The organism is Desulfosarcina variabilis str. Montpellier (assembly GCF_048565275.1).
Classification (GTDB): Bacteria; Desulfobacterota; Desulfobacteria; order Desulfobacterales; family Desulfosarcinaceae; genus Desulfosarcina; species Desulfosarcina variabilis.
Genome location: NZ_CP159846.1, coordinates 7005171 through 7021734, shown reverse-complemented (window position 1 = coordinate 7021734; position 16564 = coordinate 7005171). Strand labels below are relative to the sequence as shown.

The window sequence follows — 16564 nt, the reverse complement described above, 5'->3', positions numbered from 1 at the left end:
ATGGTACGGACGTAACCAACCCTAATCGACTAGGAGGAAAATCATGACAATCAACAGTATTGGAAGTTCCATGAACTATTCCATGACATGATCAACAACGCCACGGACCAGGATTTGGCCGTAGATGACCTCATGGCGGCCTACGATGCCGATGAAGACGGCGTCCTCAGCGAAGATGAAGCAATCGCCGCACTGGCGGACAACCGTCCCGAAGATACTTCACCCCTGGATCAGTCCAGTAAAATGGGCGGGGCTTTCGTTCAAATGGCAGGCATCGATAACTACCTGAAAATGGCAAGCATGGCGGCGGGAAACGAACAGTCGGAAAATATGTTCGGCATGCTGGGTTCTGCTAACGGTGCAATTTCTGCCGGATCAAAAACTGCTTTGAATACACGGATTTAAAGGACAGTTCAGATACCCCGAGGGGATTCGGGCGGCCGTTTTGCCTATCCCCTCGGAGACATAACCTGTATACCGCATTTGCCATTCTTGCTGAAAATCTTTGTGATTTACTTTCCTTCCGTCACAGCTTGAATCATAGAATATATCAATAAGAAAACTGCCTGGTATTAAAAAAAGATTGCGAGACGTTTGTCCCTGAGAGGATTTTATTGGATTATTGTATCTTTTCTCAAAAAAAAGTTTGACAGATATGTCACGTCTGATATAACGCGGTCATTATAGAGATCAATCGTTCTCCATAAAAAACTATAGGATTTGAAATAATGCTTTTGGCAAGACGATATGGCGAAAGCGGTATAACAATATCGCTTCCCACCGATAATCCCGCTCAAAACCATCATTTTGAATGCTATAGCGTTTATCAACGCTTTCTTTCGATGGCCTTATGGCAAAAAACAAATCCGGGATTACAACTCGCGAGGATGGTAACATAACGGAGGGTTTTAGGTATGCGATACGCAGAAACGGGGTATAATTTAGAAGTTGATTTGGCCACGGGAAATATTGAAAGGGTTCAAACAGATCCGAATCTGGCGGAAACCCTTCTTGGTGGCCTGGGCACCTGTCTTAAAATAATGTGGGACCGGACCACCCCGGACACGCACGCGTTTGATCCGGAAAACCTCCTGATTATCAGTAGCGGGCTGATGGCAGGCACGCCGGCATTCAGTTCCAACCGCACCATTATTTGCACCCTTTCTCCGAAAACGAACCTGTTGGCCTATCCCATGGGGGGTGGGTTCTTTGCTCCGGAACTGAAATACGCGGGCTATGACAAAATCATCTTTACCAACAAATCACCCAAGTGGGTCTACCTGTGGGTACATAATGACAAGGTGGAGATCCGAGACGCGGAACATCTGCTGGGGACGGGTGCCATCGAAGCCCAGGATCTCATTCGGGAAGAACTGGATGAACCGAATGCCCAGGTCGCGGCGATCGGAACGGCCGGGGAGTTGAAGTCATATATCGCCACCGTCGAGATGGGCCGCGGCAGCGCCAGTCGAATGGGAGCGGCATCCGTGTGGGGGGACAAGAAAATCAAGGCCGTTGCGGTCAGAGGGACCAAAGACGTCAACCTGGCCGATGGCCCGGCCTTTTTGGAAGCCTTGAAGGAAATGCGGGACTTTGTAGACGAACGCAATCACAACCGTCTGTCCAGCAAGAATATCATGGACATTCACACCGGCGTGGGATCACCGCAGGCCATGGAGATCGTGGATGAAAGCTGGCATACGGGCGGGTTTTCATGGGGAAATGCCCGTTACCGCAAAAAAGACTTCTGGAACGATGAACTCGAAGAAGCCTGGACAAAAATTCAATACGGCGCGATCCAGCGTTTCATCAGCTGTTATGCCTGCCCGCAGCAATGTGGGGCCCTGATCTGGCATGAAGAGGATCCGCCTTACATGGCCAAGTGCTACTCAAAGCTTTCCTATCTGTTCGGTTCCGAGACAGAAGACCAGAACTTCTCTTGGAAAATTCTTTCGAAGGCCTTTCGGTATGGCGTGGATTCTTTCTCGACTCCGCAGGTTCTGGCAATGGCCGTAGAAATGAGAAGAGACGGCGTCCTGAAGGAAGAAGACTTTGCCGCAACCGATGAATATCCTGCCTGCCCCCCCCCGGAAGACAAGCAGGGCGTTTTCCTGTGGCTGCTGGACCGGATCGGCAAAGGACAGGGGATTGGCAAAATATTTGCCCTGGGAACCAAAGCCGCGGCTGAAAAGATCGGCGTTAATCCGGAGCACTACGCGCACAATATTACCAAAGGGGAAGAGCAGATGAATGTCAAACTGGGCATGCTCGATCCCATGTACTTTCTCATGTTTGCTACCAATGAGAAACAGAGTGTTCCCCAGATCGAGGGTAACTGGACCCAGGATGCTTTCAGGGATATTGAAGACCGTAAGGCATTTGTCAAGGACTGGATCCACCTTCCTCATGAACGGTTTATTAAGTATTTTCTGGATTGGGAGCCCAAGAGCCGTGAAGGTGGTCCATTCATGAATCCCGAGTACCCGACCCCGGAGATTGCTTCCGATATCGTGGACTGGATGGAGGAAATCCACAACTACGACGATTCCCTGGGGATTTGTTGCGGTATGGGCGGATTTTGTCTGAAGCCGGCCTATCATGTGCACAATTACTACAAATTCGTTTCATCGGCACTAGGCATCGATGTGGATCAATACGGGCTCAGGAAGATTATTCATAGGAGCCGCAACCTGCACCGGGCCTTTCAAATGAGACGTGGCATGACCCGGGCCGACGATGCGCCACCCGCGGATCACTGGCGCCACCGCTTCCCCGAACTCGAGGAAAAACTCCTGACGACCTATTACAATTTCAAGGGATGGAACGATGACGGCGTGCCGACGCGCATGCGCCTTGAGGAGCTGGAACTGGGATACGTCGCCGATGAGCTGGAGGAACTGGGAATCCTGAAAAAGGTCGAGACGACGGATGATGAAAAGGAAGCGTGGATACATCGGCGGCATGAGCAATGGGGATATTAGACCCTTGTTAAAATAATCCATGGTTTGGTGTAAAAATTTTAACACCTAAGGGTCTTATCCAGCGAAGCTGGGTTAGATAATCTGTAAGGAGCTTAAAATGGCCAAGATAAAAAAAACGATAAGAAGAATCAACATCAAGGCGGATCTGTGCAACGGCTGCCGGTTGTGCGAAATCATGTGCTCGGCGGCGCATTCCACTCCCAAATATGGCACAATTAACCCGGCCAGGGCCCGCATTCAGATCATTCGCGATCCCCTGAAAGATATCTGGCTACCGGTATTTGCCGGAGAATACACGGCCGCCGAGTGCAGCGGACGGCTCAACTACGAGATCGACAACAAATCATACGGAGAATGCGCGTTCTGCAGGGCCGTATGCCCTTCCAGGGGACGGTTTGTCGAGCCGGATTCCGGCCTGCCGCTTGGATGCGACATGTGTCAGAGCATTCCGGAGCAGGAAACGCCGGTTTGCGTGGAATGGTGCATGCGTGACGTTCTCACCTACGAGGAACGGGAAGTGGAAGTCGAGGAAGAGGACGTGAAACTGGACGAGATGAAGGTCGGCCTACAGGCCCTTGCCAACCAGTATGGATTGGATGAAATTAAAGACGCCGTTACCAGAATGTCTCAAAAATCGTGAGTGACGACATCGACACTGGACCAACGGTTAGTTGAACAATTTTCGAGCCAATAGCTAACGGCTAACGGCTATTCGCTTCCGGTAAAGCCGGATGAGGGAGAAATCCTTTGGAAACTGTAGCCCCTTTGCAAGAAGTCATAGATGAAATAAAGGAATGCGGCGGTGAAGCCTTCAAGATGTGCTTTCAGTGCGGCTTATGTGACAGCGTCTGCCCCTGGAACCGGTTCAGAGACTTTTCCATGCGCAAACTGGTTAGAGAGGCCACCTTCGGGTTGACCGAGATCGACGGTGAAGATATGTGGCTTTGCACCACCTGTGGAAGATGCCCTGAACGGTGTCCCAGAGGTGTGCAGCAGATCGAATCCGGTGTGGCCCTGAGGCGGATCGCAAACGAATACGACGTGTTTCCCGCAACGGCAAAACCCTTGCGCACCATTCGGGGAAGCCTGATCAGCGAAGGCAATTCCTTAAGTGGGGAGCGGGGCAAAAGAGCGGACTGGGCCCAAGGGTTGTCCGTCAAGCCGTTCACCGGGGATATGGAAATTCTCTATTTCCCAGGCTGTTACCCAAGCTTCGACCCGAGAATGAAAAAGGTCGCCCGGGCCACTGCCGAAATTTTGAACAAAGCCGGCGTGACATTCGGGATATTGGGAGAAAAAGAAAGCTGCTGCGGTGAAAGTATTCGTAAAACCGGAGCCGAAGAACTCTTCGTCAAACTGGCCAAGGAAAACATCAAAACCTTCATTGACCAGGGCGTAAGCAAAATTCTTGTATCCTCACCGCATTGCTATCATACGTTTAAAAACGAATACCCGGAGTTCATGGTACACTTCGAGATCGTCCACATGTCCCAGTATCTGTTTGAACTGATCCAAACGGGCAGACTCGAAATCAACAAGGAATACAAAAAAACAATCACTTACCATGATCCCTGCTATCTGGGCCGGCACAACAACATTTTCGAAGAACCCCGCGAGGTTCTGAAAAGCGTGCCGGGTATCGGATTCAACGAGCTTTTCGAATCGCGATTGGAAAGTCTTTGCTGTGGTGGCGGTGGCGGACGGGTCTGGATGGAAACGGACAAGGAACAGCGGTTCGGTGCCTTAAGATTGCAGCAGGCCCTGGACGTCGGTGCCGAGGAACTGGTTACCTGCTGTCCGTATTGCATCACCATGTTCGAAGACAGCAGGATCACCATGGAAATCGAAGACAAGATCGTCATTAAAGACATTACCGAAATCATACAGGCCGTGATCTAGTGCTCATCCACGAATGGCCAATTTGCCCGATATCGGCGTTGCCCGAAAAATTTAATCCTCGGAATATCAACCATATGTACCCCGAGGGCACTTCTTTCGGGCGCCTGTGGTTAAATTTTTAGGGCGCCTTGATCTCGACCAAATTTTCCGATTCGTGGATGGACACTATCTATCCTTTAAACAGGTGAGGTGATATAAAGTGGACACACACCGGAATGAAATTTTAAAAAATAGCCTTGCTGACGGCGATTTCGGAGACGTCATGATCGTCGGCGGCGGCATCAGCGGTATTCAGGCATCGCTGGATCTTGCCTCGGCAGGCTTCAAAGTATACCTTGTCGATAAATCCCCAACCATTGGCGGGCACATGTCACAGCTGGACAAGACATTTCCCACCAATGACTGCTCCATGTGCATCGAGTCGCCGAAATTTATCGAGTGCAACCGGCATCCCAATATCGAAATTCTGACCTATACGGAAGTTGCCGGGGTCGACGGGAATGCTGGAAATTTTGCCGTTACACTGGTAAAAAAACCAAGGTATATCGATGAGAACAAATGCACGGGATGTACCGCCTGCGTGGAGTATTGCCCCATCAACTATCCAGATCCGTTCAACCAGAACATCTCGGACAACAAGGCCATCCACATTTACTTCGCCCAGGCCGTTCCGCTGGTCACCTATATCGATGACAGCTGTCTGTACCTGAAAGAGGGCAAATGCCGGCTCTGCGAGCGGGTCTGTACGGCCGATGCCATCGATTTTACGCAAAAGCCGGAAAAAACGACCGTCAAGGTCGGCGCGGTGATTCTTTCACCGGGTATCGAAGCCTTCGATCCGTCGGTGCAGAAAGAATACCGATACGGCGAATTTGCCAATGTCGTCACATCCCTGGACTTCGAACGGCTGCTGTGCGCCACAGGCCCCTATGAGGGGGAAATTCTGCGCGGCAGCGACAAAAAACATCCCCATAACATCGCCTGGATCCAGTGTGTGGGCTCCAGAAGAATCACACCGGGAGAGAACAGCTATTGTTCAGGGGTCTGCTGTACGTATACCCAGAAGCAGGTGATTCTGGCCAAGGACCACGACGCGGATGCCAAATGCACGATTTTCCACAATGACATCCGCTCGTTCGGAAAGGACTTCGAACGCTTTTACCAGCGGACCGCCAGTCTGCCCGACGTTCGGTTCCTTCGCAGCTATGCCTCCATCGTCAAAGAGGATCCGGTAACGGGAAACGTGACCGTCCGGTATTCAACGCCGGATGCGGGCGTCAAGGAAGAAGAATTTGATATGGTAGTGCTGTCCGTTGGGCTGACGCCGCCGAAGGGCATGAAGGATCTGGCGGACAAGTTCGGTGTCCAGCTGAGCGAGCATGGCTTCTGCCAGATCAACCCCACCAATCCCATGCAAAGCTCCCGAAAAGGGGTTTTTATCAGCGGCGCGTTTGCCGGTCCCATGGACATTCCGGAATCGGTGCTCAGCGCCAGCGGCGCGGGATCCTTGTGCGGCGAGCTGCTGGATTACCAGCGCGGTGAGCTGGCCCGAAGCCGTGTCTATCCTGTTGAGCGGGACGTTACCGCCGAGGAGCCCCGCGTGGGGGTCTACGTATGCCATTGCGGCGCCAATATCGGACGTATTGTCGATATTCCGTCCACCGTGGACTACGCGTTGTCGCTTCCCAACGTGGTCCATGCCGAAGACAGTCTGTTTATCTGCTCCACCGAGGCTGCCCAGCGGCTGGCCGATTCCATCCGCGAAAAGGGTTTGAACCGCGTGGTGGTTGCCGCCTGTACGCCGCGAACCCATGAACCGCTTTTTCGGGACACGCTGCGTGAGGCCGGCATCAACCAGTATTTCTTTGAATTTGCCAATATCCGGGAACATTGCTCGTGGGTGCATTCCAAGGAACCGGAAGCCGCCTCACAAAAGGCCAAAGACCTGATCCGCATGTCGGTGGCCCGCGTCTGCTGCCTGGAACCGCTGCAGGAATTCGAACTGCCCGTGGACAAGAACGCCCTGGTTGTCGGCGGCGGGGTGGCCGGCATGACTGCGGCGCTTTCGCTGGCCAATCAAAAGCACGATGTGTACCTGATCGAAAAGGAAAAACAGCTGGGGGGGATGGCCAGAAGGCTTCATTCCACACTGGAAGGCATGGACGTGCAGGCCTATCTGAACGACCTTACGCAAAAAGTCTTCCAGCATCCCCTGGTCCATGTGTACACTGAGGCGTCCATTGAGCAGACCGAAGGGTATGTGGGCAATTTCCACACCACGGTGCGCTCCAAACGGGGACTGACCGACATCAAGCACGGCGCTTCGATTATCGCCGTCGGTGCACAAGAATATCGCCCGTCCGAGTACCTTTATGGAGAAGACGAGCGGGTCATGACCCAGTTGGAGCTGGAAGAGCGGATCGCAAGTGGTGATACGGCCGTTACCGAGGCGCAAAATATCGTAATGATCCAGTGTGTGGGATGCCGTAACGAAGATCGAAATTACTGCAGCCGGATCTGTTGCAGCCATGCGGTTAAAAACGCACTCGCGCTGAAAGAGAAGAATCCGGACATGAACATCTATGTCCTTTTCCGGGATATGCGCACCTACCGGTTTGCCGAAGACTACTACCGCAAGGCCTCGGAAAACGAAGTCAAGTTCATCCGCTTTGAGCCGGAAGACGCCCCGACCGCGGAGGCGGCCGAAGCCGAAGGCACACCGGTTATTCGCGTGACGGCCACCGATTATGTCCTGGGTCAGAAACTCGAACTGGATGCTGATTTTCTCGTCCTGTCAGCGGCAACGGTTCCGGCGTCCACCAGTGACGAAGTATCCCGCCAGTTCAAGGTTACCCTGGGACCGGACGGTTTCTTCACTGAAGCGCATGTCAAGTTGCGGCCCGTGGATTTTGCAGCGGAAGGTATTTTTCTGTGCGGTATGGCGCATTATCCGAAACACATCGGTGAAACCATCAGCCAGGCATACGGTGCGGCCGGTCGTGCCGCGGGTCTTTTGGCCCAGGATGCCTTGGTGGCATCCGGATCGGTCTGCCAGGTCGAGGAAAGCCTGTGCGTCTCCTGCGGTGCCTGTATTTCGGTATGCAGCTACGGCGCCATCGACTTTTATGAAAACGAGAAGGGGTATCGACCGGCCAGGGTCAATCCTGTTTTGTGCAAGGGCGACGGACTGTGCAACGCCAAATGTCCGACCGGGGCCATTCAGTTGAAACATTATACCAACGAAGAAATTGTTCGCCAACTCGATGCGGAAATTCCCGACGAGAGAATCTTGGCAACAGCATAGAACAAAACGATTAAGGAGGAAAAAGCAATGGCAGGAGAACTTGCATTCAAACCGAGGATCGTGGGGTTTCTGTGCAATTGGTGTTGCTACGGTGGCGCAGATCTTTGCGGTGTTTCCCGATTTCAATACCCCCCTTACATTCGGGTTATCCGGGTGATGTGCTCCGGCAGGGTCGATCCGAGCTTCGTGCTCAAGGCCTTTAGCAACGGCGTCGACGGGGTGTTTGTCGGTGGCTGTCATATCAACGACTGTCACTATAATACCGAAGGCAATTACGACGCTTACGGCATGGTCGGCATTGTTAAAAAATTAATGGAACATATCGGCCTGGATCCAGAGCGGCTTCGTCTGGAATGGGTCTCCGCCGGCGAGGGCATCCGGTTTGCAGAGGTCATGAACGACTTTTCCGCGAAACTCAAAAAACTGGGGCCCGCCGGAAAAAGCGAAGGCGTGGCTGAAGATGTCCTTAAACGCAGGCTTGATGCGGCAATGAAGATGGTGCCTTATATCAAACTGGTTGAAAGAGAGCGTTTGCATAGCAACCAGAGAACGGAACAAGCATACGCTGATTTTTATGCCAGCGAAGAATTCGACGCGCTGTTCAAGGAGCTGATTACCGACAAACTGGAAATCAGTCAGATGATCGCGCTGCTCCGGGAAAAGCCGCACACCACCAGTGAGCTTGCCCAGCTGTTAGGGTTGACGACATCTGAGATTGCCAGGCATGCGAACATCTCGGCGCGGCAAGGGTTGTGCCGGTTTGACGAAAGCAAGAACCTGGTTGCCGCCGCTTATTATGAGAATGATGCGCAGCGCACCGCAGCGCAGGCCGAGAAGGTCAGGCCTGCGGCACTGGAAAATGAAAAAGTAGAGGCGATTCTCGCCAAATACGAAGGTAAGCCCGGCGCACTGATTCATGTGCTGATGGAAGTCCAGAGCGAAAACCACTGGCTGCCCAAGGAGATCCTGAACGCCATCAGCGAGCGTTTGGATGTTCCCTTGAGCCGGGTGATGCAGATTGCTTCCTTCTACAAAACCTTCAGCCTGACGCCCAAGGGCCGCCATCGGATCCATGTGTGCAGTGGTACATCCTGCCATCTGAGGGGCGCGGACGCGTTGCTGGATTCGGTTCAGGCACTGGTGGGTGTCAAAGTCGGGGAAGTGGACGCGGACGCCAAATTCAGCCTGGAGACCGGCTGCTGTCTTGGCAGCTGCACACTGGGGCCGGAGATGATCGTGGATGGAGAACACCATGGCAGGCTTTCTGCTGACAGTGCAGAAGAAGTGCTGAAAAATTACGCGTAAGGAATGACCATGCAAAGGATAAATTCAGCTGCTGAGTTGGATGCAAGAAGAAAAGAGTTACAGTCCGGGAAAGACCCCGACCGGCCGGCCATCGCGGTATGCTCGGGCGCGGGTTGCGCGGGCCTGAGCAACGGCCGGGTGATCGCGGCATTTGAAAAAGAACTGGACGCGCAGGGGCTGGCGGAAAAAGTGGAGCTCAGAGCCACCGGATGCCATGGCCTTTGCGAACTGGGGCCCAATGTGGTCATCTATCCGGAAGAGATCTATTATATCCATGTGAAACCCGAAGACGCTGCCGACATCGTGAAGGAAACCATTGCCGGCAAAAAGGTGGTCGATCGCCTGGTCTATACGGATCCGGAAAACGGTGAGAAAGCGGTTCATCTGGACGAAATTCCGTTTTACAAATACCAGAATCGGAATCTGATCGGCAACAACACGCGGATCAATCCGTCCAGCATCGACGACTACATTGGGATCGGCGGTTATGCGGCGCTTTCCAAAGCCCTATTTGAAATGAAACCCGAAGCGGTGCTTGACGAAGTCAAAAAGGCCAACCTGCGCGGGCGCGGCGGCGGTGGATTCCCCGCCGGCCTGAAGTGGGAGACGACCCGAAATGCGCCGGACAAAGAAAAGTACGTGATTGTCAATGGCCATGAGGGAGAACCGGGCGCGTTCATGGACCGGGCCGTTTTCACGGGCAACCCGCATTTGGTGCTGGAGGGGCTGATTATCGGCGCCTACGCCATCGGTGCGCATCAGGGATTCATCTATACCCGCCATGACTCGAAGCTGCTCAAAAAGAATATCGACCTGGCCCTGGAACAGGCCCGGCAGTGCGGACTTTTGGGTGAGAACATTCTCGGTTCCGGTTTTGACTTCGATGTGGAAGTCCATTATGACGTGGGTATCTTCGTTTCCGGTGAGTCCAGCGCCCTGATGCGCTCCATTGAAGGTCGCAATCCGGAACCGCGGCCCAAGTACATCCGTACATCGGTCAGCGGTATCTGGGACAAGCCCAGCAACCTGAACAACGTCGAGACCTGGGCCAACGTGCCGCAGATCATTGAAAAAGGCGCCGAGTGGTACACCGGTACGGGAACCGAGCGTAGCAAGGGAACGAAAATGATTTCGCTTTCCGGCAACGTCGTCAATTCCGGTGTGGTGGAAGTGCCTTTCGGCACCACGCTGCGACAGATCGTTTTTGATATTGGCGGCGGCATCCCCGGCGGCAAGAAGCTCAAGGCGCTTCACTTTGGCGGTGCCATGGGCGGCTCGATTCCCGAAAGCCTCATCGATACGCCGCTTGATTTTGATGCCTTGAAAAAGGCGGGCGCGCCTATGGGTGCCGGTGCGCTCATGGTCATGGACGAAGATACGGATATGGTGGAGATGGCCAGATTCTTTTTGACCTTTCTCACCAATGAGTCCTGCGGTAAATGCGTGCCTTGCCGTGAGGGAATCCGGCAACTGCTCAAGATCCTGGCGGACCTGTGCGAAGGAAAAGGCAAAAAAGGCGATATCGAGACCATGGAGGAGATTGCCGACGTGATGAGCGCGGCGTCGTTGTGTTCGCTGGGCAAAACCGCCACTGATCCGCTTCGGGGGACCCTGAAATATTTCAGGGAGGAATACGAAGCCAACATTCAATGAAAAACGCCTGCATGGGTTGGGGGAACGACTGCCGACGCATGCAGTTAATCAGATAAACGGACTCGAAAGAGGGTAGATCGATGGGTGACATCACACTAGAAATCGACGGCAAAAGCGTCGAGGCAAAAGAGGGAACCACCGTTTTAGAGGCTGCCCGCAGCGTGGATATCTTTATTCCCACACTTTGCCACAACGAAATGCTCGAACCTTACGGTGGATGCCGGCTGTGCACGGTGGAGGTGGAAAGCCGTGGCAGGAAAAAACTGGTGGCCAGTTGTCTGTATCCGGTAGAGCCGGACCTGATTGTTCGGACGCGTACCCAAGAGGTGGACAAGGTTCGCAAGCTGATTCTGGAATTTTTACTCGCCCATGCACCGGATTCCGTGCGCATGAATGAGTTGGCCGCTGAATACGGGGCGGACAAGGACCGGTTCGGAAAGGAAGCCTCGTTCTGCATCCTGTGCGGGTTGTGCGTGAGGTACTGTGCCGAGGTCAAAAAGCTGAACGTGATCGGATTTGTTGACCAGGGGGCCAAACGGGAGATAAACTTCATCCCGGAGCTGGCCGCTCAACATTGCTGGGACTGCAAGGAGTGTTTTCCGCTGTGTCCGACCTCATATTTGCAGGCCGCTTTCCATTTGACCCATACCATCGCGTTTCCGTCGCTTCCACTGGAGAAAGCGTCATAGCGGTACTATAATTGAGCAATTAGCTGTTAGCGATTAGCAAAGTAAACTGCGATTGGAATCCTTACAGGAGGTGCAGCATGGCGGTCATATTCTCCGCCCGAGAGGTCGCCGCAGCAGCGGTTGAAAAAGAAAAGGCGCGTAGAGCGTTTTATCAGTCTGTGGCCGATCTGACCACGGATGAAAAACTCAAGGCGCTTTTTACATTCCTCAAAGAGGAAGAAGACAATCACGTTCATGAATTTGAAAAAATTCGTGATCATATTCCCGAAGATGGCGTGCAGCCGGAAGAGTATGCCGAAGAGATGGAAGCCTATATGGATTCGGTCATTGACGACCGGCTCTATGCCGACATCGATTCCAAGGAATTCGTCCAGAAGGCCATTGGTCAGGGCAATGTACTCGATATGGCCATCGGCTTTGAAAAAGATGCCATTTTATATTTTCGCGAGTTCATTCCTTTTTTGAATGACGCCGACCGCACAATCGTCGAAGGTCTGATTGATGAGGAAAAGGGCCATATTCGCAAACTGGCCCAGATGAAAAAGCAGATGGCAGGATAGCCCCTGATGCTGCAACATTGGGGGTAGAATTTTCAATTTTTTACTAATTCCGGTCTATGGAAAAATCGCTATTCATGAAAGATGCACTGCCGGGTGGCGGCGGCTCCGGACGATGCGCCACAGGAAGGCATAACGAACCAGAACCACTTTACTGTGGCTTTGAAGCGGCGCTGCAGCTTACCCTTAAGTCCATTCGCCCCCTTTCCGCCGAGAAGATCCCCCTGGTGGAAAGTGTGGGCCGGATGGCAGCAACCGATCTTTTTTCCCGGGTGGACTCGCCGGCCATGGATTCATCCCGCAAGGACGGTTATGCGGTCGCTTCCGTGGACATTGCCGGGGCCACAATAAATTCCCCTGTCTCGCTTAAGATTTCAGGAACCCTGGCTGCCGGTGAAAAGAATGACATCCAGCTCTGCGCAGGTGCCACCGTCCGGGTGTTGACCGGCGCCCGGACGCCCACCGGTGCCGATGCGGTCGTGGCGGAGGAATATGTTGTCCGTAAGGGCGACACGGTTTTTTTCGATGCACCGATTCAACCTGGTAAAAATGTGTTGTTTCGTGGCAGCGATGTCTCACTGGACCGCCGGCTTGTCGCTTCAGGGCAACCGATTACGCCGGTCGTTGCCGGCCTGTTGGCTGCGGGCGGATACAGCTCGGTTGCGGTCCGCAAAACACCCACAGTGGGTATTGTGGGAACCGGCGACGAAATCGTTGTGCCAGGCACGCCATTAAAGGAAGGGCAACTGTACGCAAGCAATATCGTGACCTTGGCCGGTTGGTGCCGGAAATTGGGCATAACTGCTCGAATGACTACTGTTCAGGACGACTACGACGCTCTTTACGGCACCCTGAAAGCATATTTGGATAAGACCGACGCCCTGATTACCAGCGGCGGTGCCTGGACGGGAGACCGCGATTTTGTCGCCCGGGCTTTAGGCGCCCTCGGGTGGAAGAAAATGTTTCACCGGATTCGCATGGGGCCCGGAAAGGCTGTGGGCTTCGGTATGCTTGGTCAAAAGCCTGTATTCATCCTTGCCGGCGGTCCTCCCTCCAACCTGATGGGGTTTGTCCAGATTGCACTGCCGGGTCTTCAGGCGCTTTGCGGTCATGCTCATCCAGGGCTGCCCACCATCACCGCCAGGCTAACCCGGGATATAAAAGACGGAAAAACAAACTGGACGGATATGTACTACGGAACGCTTGAAGCGGGAGATGGCCTGCCACTTTTTCACCCCATGAAGAAGCGCAGCCGCCTTTCCGCTATTGGCCAAGCAACGGCCGTGGCCTGTATACCTGAGGGAAAGGAAGCACTCCCGGCCGGTTCAGTGGTCGTTGTGCAGAGAATTCCATAGTGTCTATCCAGAAAACGACTAAAACCTAAGAATAAAAAAGAGATGCAAAAGGGTCAAAAACAAGCTTACTTGACCCTTTTGCTTTTTGGGTAAGACAATGGTGTGTGAAACGCCCGCTACAATTTGAAATTACCTGCGTTTCTAAATATACTTACTAATGATCTCTTTGAATTCAAGAGCTGACCTTTACTTTCTATTTTAAAATACCTGATAGATCTACTTAATCGATCAACCACTGATTCGCTACAGGAAACGAAGTTCGTTCCATCCCTCAGATATAGATTATAGAATTTATCTCCTTTCTCATTGCAGTAATCCAGATCCTTTTTAACCCATTCACTGTTTTTCGTGTTATCAGGTAAAGCCATGTGAAACCTCCTTTTTTAAATATATAGAGAAGTAAAAAGTGAAAGGAAATCTTGAATGATGACTACTATACATACTTTTACCCTACTTCGCAAGTTGACTTCTCGAGACCTCCGTCATTTTTTTTAAAACGAATATTACTCAGTCGTTTCCAGTTAGAGAATGGCTTTAGATTCCTGAATATCATCGTGCGTGGAATCCAGACCAATAACCGCCGTTTCACGGCCAATTTGATCTTTCATGCATAAGCATGTATGATATAAAAATATATGAGGCGTATTCTTCTGTTTGGGTCGGCATTTTTTTTGCTTCAACGCCAGCATCGGCGTCATTTTTAATTCTGCTGCCGTCTATATATAGTTGTCAATTTTCCAGATTTTAGAACCGTTATCCGTGTTCGGACAATCCAGCGCGCTTGGCCTTGGGGCGGCGTATCCGGAATTGGGCGATCGTGATAAACGCATTACATGACTGGGAGGAGGAAAGATGGCAAAAGGTAATTACAGTATCCGTTACAATCCTGACAAACTGAGGAAAATGATCGAAGATGGCAAGTCCGCCAAAGAGATCATCAAGGAATTTTCCATTTCTCCTTACACACTCAGGGAGCATCTGACCATGCTTCAGGCACTCGACAAAAAAGTGTACTACATTGAGGGGCTTTTCGACCATTCGGAAAAAGAAAAACCCAAGGTCCGCAAGGAAGGCATCGTTTTTTCAAAGGAACTGCTCGACAAAACCGGTTTTGAACCGGGCGATGCCTTCGAGATGATTGTCGAGGACGACCGGATTATCTTGCAAAAAATCAAAGATGATTAGCCCTGTTGAAAAAGGAGATGCTTCGTGACTGAAAAAGAGTTTAAGATCACCACCGCCAAAACCATCCGGAACATGGACAACAAGATCTGGAAATACGATATCCAGCCCTGGGTCTTTTTTGGTGGCGCGGGTCTGATTTTCGTAGGTCTGATATTCACCATTCTTGCCGGGGATGCCGCCGAACGGCTCTTTTCATCGATCAAGGACTGGATCAGCACTTATACCGGATGGTTTTTGGTGCTGACCATGAACTTCGTCCTGGCGACCTGCATCGGTATCTTGGTCTCGCCCCTGGGACGATTGCGCATCGGCGGCGCCGATGCCAAACCGGAATTCGGGTACATGAGCTGGTTTGCCATGTTGTTCAGCGCCGGCATGGGTATCGGTCTGCTTTTTTACGGGGTGGCGGAGCCCATGTTCCACTATGTGGCCAATCCCTTGTCGGAACCGGGGACCATTGAAAGCGCCAAGATGGCCATGCAGCTGACCTATCTCCATTGGGGACTGCATCCCTGGGCCATCTATGCCATGATCGGCCTGGGCCTGGCTTTTTTCGGATTTACCGAAGGACTGCCTTTGTCGATCCGTAACGTCTTCTATCCAGTGCTCAAAGATCGCATCTACGGCGGTTTTGGCAACGCCATCGATATCCTGGCCACCATTTCCTGCCTTTACGGGGTTGCCACCTCTTTGGCTTTTGGGGTGCAGCAGGTCAACGCCGGCATGGCCCACCTGTTCGGCATTCCCCAGAATCCATGGGTTCAGTTGATCTTGATCGCCGGCATCACGGCCCTGGCCACCTGGTCGGTGGTGCGTGGTCTCGAAGGCGGCATCAAACTGCTGAGCAATATCAATATCGGACTGGCGCTGCTGTTGATGCTGTTTGTCTTCGTGCTCGGGCCAACCTTGTTTGTGCTCAACGGCCTGGTCGAAAACCTGGGCAACTACATCCAGAATTTTTTCAACCTGGGGTTCTGGAACGAAACATACACCGAAGGCGGCCGGTGGCAGAACTCATGGACCATTTTCTATTGGGCATGGTGGATCGCATGGTGCCCGTTCGTGGGCATGTTCATTGCCCGGGTCTCCTATGGCCGTACGTTGCGCGAGTACCTGACATGCGTATTGGTCGTGCCGACCGCGGTCACCTTTTGCTGGATGACGATCTTCGGCAACAGCGCCATCTACATTGAACGGTACATGGGCGGCGGCATGGCCAAAGCGGTCCAGGAGAACATTCCGGTCTCCCTGTTTGTCTTCCTTGAGAACTTTCCTTTGAGCTGGTTGACGTCCATTCTCGCCATCGTAGTGGTGATTTTTTTCTTTGTTACCTCCTCGGACTCGGGCTCCATGGTCATCGACATCATCACGGCGGGCGGCAATCCGGATCCGCCCAAACCCCAGCGGTTGTTCTGGGCCATTCTCGAAGGCACCGTGGCCGCCATCCTTTTGCTGGGTGGTGGCATGGTGGCCTTGCAAACTGCGGCCATCAGCACCGGTCTGCCCTTTGCCATCGTGATGTTTCTGATGTGTTTCGCAGTGGTCAAGGGACTTGTGGACTACTACAAAAAGCATGGTGTTGATTAATCCGTGGTATTGCAAGGATCAGACAGCAAAACAAGGAATGACAAACAAG

Annotated in this window: 13 protein-coding genes and 1 pseudogene; 13 read left to right on the top strand and 1 reads right to left on the bottom strand. The window is 52.6% G+C overall.

Features of this window, described 5'->3' with window-relative positions:
* Positions 1-87 precede the first annotated feature (87 nt).
* The 11 genes and pseudogenes from Dvar_RS31770 (at position 88) to glp (ending at position 13743) form a co-directional block, all read left to right on the top strand.
* Positions 88-405: a hypothetical protein gene (locus Dvar_RS31770; RefSeq protein WP_419657142.1), complete on the top strand. Its 318-nt coding sequence runs from the start codon at positions 88-90 to the stop codon at positions 403-405.
* A gap of 509 nt (positions 406-914) precedes the next feature.
* The gene (locus Dvar_RS31765; RefSeq protein ID WP_419657141.1) at positions 915-2981 is read left to right on the top strand and encodes an aldehyde ferredoxin oxidoreductase N-terminal domain-containing protein; all 2067 of its coding nucleotides are present in this window, start codon (positions 915-917) and stop codon (positions 2979-2981) included.
* A 97-nt stretch (positions 2982-3078) separates the two neighbouring features.
* The gene (locus Dvar_RS31760; protein ID WP_419657140.1) at positions 3079-3621 is read left to right on the top strand and encodes a (4Fe-4S)-binding protein; all 543 of its coding nucleotides are present in this window, start codon (positions 3079-3081) and stop codon (positions 3619-3621) included.
* Between the two features lie 107 nt (positions 3622-3728).
* Complete coding sequence (locus Dvar_RS31755) at positions 3729-4880, top strand: (Fe-S)-binding protein (RefSeq protein ID WP_419657139.1); 1152 nt, start codon at positions 3729-3731, stop codon at positions 4878-4880.
* 262 nt (positions 4881-5142) lie between these two features.
* Complete coding sequence (locus tag Dvar_RS31750; RefSeq protein ID WP_419664190.1) at positions 5143-8184, top strand: FAD-dependent oxidoreductase; 3042 nt, start codon at positions 5143-5145, stop codon at positions 8182-8184.
* 27 nt (positions 8185-8211) lie between these two features.
* Positions 8212-8976: pseudogene (locus Dvar_RS31745) on the top strand (hydrogenase iron-sulfur subunit); the annotation flags it as partial.
* Entirely contained in the window at positions 8962-9489 is a 528-nt protein-coding gene (locus tag Dvar_RS31740; RefSeq protein ID WP_419664189.1) for an NAD(P)H-dependent oxidoreductase subunit E, read from the top strand. The pseudogene Dvar_RS31745 and the gene Dvar_RS31740, both read left to right, overlap by 15 nt.
* Before the next feature lie 9 nt (positions 9490-9498).
* Positions 9499-11142: an NADH-ubiquinone oxidoreductase-F iron-sulfur binding region domain-containing protein gene (locus Dvar_RS31735; protein ID WP_419657138.1), complete on the top strand. Its 1644-nt coding sequence runs from the start codon at positions 9499-9501 to the stop codon at positions 11140-11142.
* Between the two features lie 80 nt (positions 11143-11222).
* Positions 11223-11831, top strand: a complete 609-nt coding sequence (locus Dvar_RS31730; RefSeq protein WP_419657137.1) for a 2Fe-2S iron-sulfur cluster-binding protein — start codon at positions 11223-11225, stop codon at positions 11829-11831.
* A 77-nt stretch (positions 11832-11908) separates the two neighbouring features.
* Entirely contained in the window at positions 11909-12391 is a 483-nt protein-coding gene (locus Dvar_RS31725) for a ferritin-like domain-containing protein (protein ID WP_419657136.1), read from the top strand.
* A gap of 74 nt (positions 12392-12465) precedes the next feature.
* Positions 12466-13743 (top strand): gephyrin-like molybdotransferase Glp, encoded by a 1278-nt coding sequence (gene glp, locus Dvar_RS31720; RefSeq protein WP_419657135.1) that lies wholly within the window; start codon positions 12466-12468, stop codon positions 13741-13743.
* A 521-nt stretch (positions 13744-14264) separates the two neighbouring features.
* Here glp and Dvar_RS31715 read toward each other — a convergent pair.
* Entirely contained in the window at positions 14265-14441 is a 177-nt protein-coding gene (locus Dvar_RS31715; protein WP_419657134.1) for a hypothetical protein, read from the bottom strand.
* Positions 14442-14595: 154 nt separating this feature from the next.
* On the opposite strand from Dvar_RS31715, the gene Dvar_RS31710 reads away from it, so the two are divergent.
* Both Dvar_RS31710 and Dvar_RS31705 read left to right on the top strand, forming a co-directional pair.
* Positions 14596-14928: a hypothetical protein gene (locus Dvar_RS31710; RefSeq protein WP_419657133.1), complete on the top strand. Its 333-nt coding sequence runs from the start codon at positions 14596-14598 to the stop codon at positions 14926-14928.
* A gap of 24 nt (positions 14929-14952) precedes the next feature.
* Positions 14953-16515 (top strand): BCCT family transporter, encoded by a 1563-nt coding sequence (locus tag Dvar_RS31705; RefSeq protein WP_419657132.1) that lies wholly within the window; start codon positions 14953-14955, stop codon positions 16513-16515.
* Positions 16516-16564: the final 49 nt, after the last annotated feature.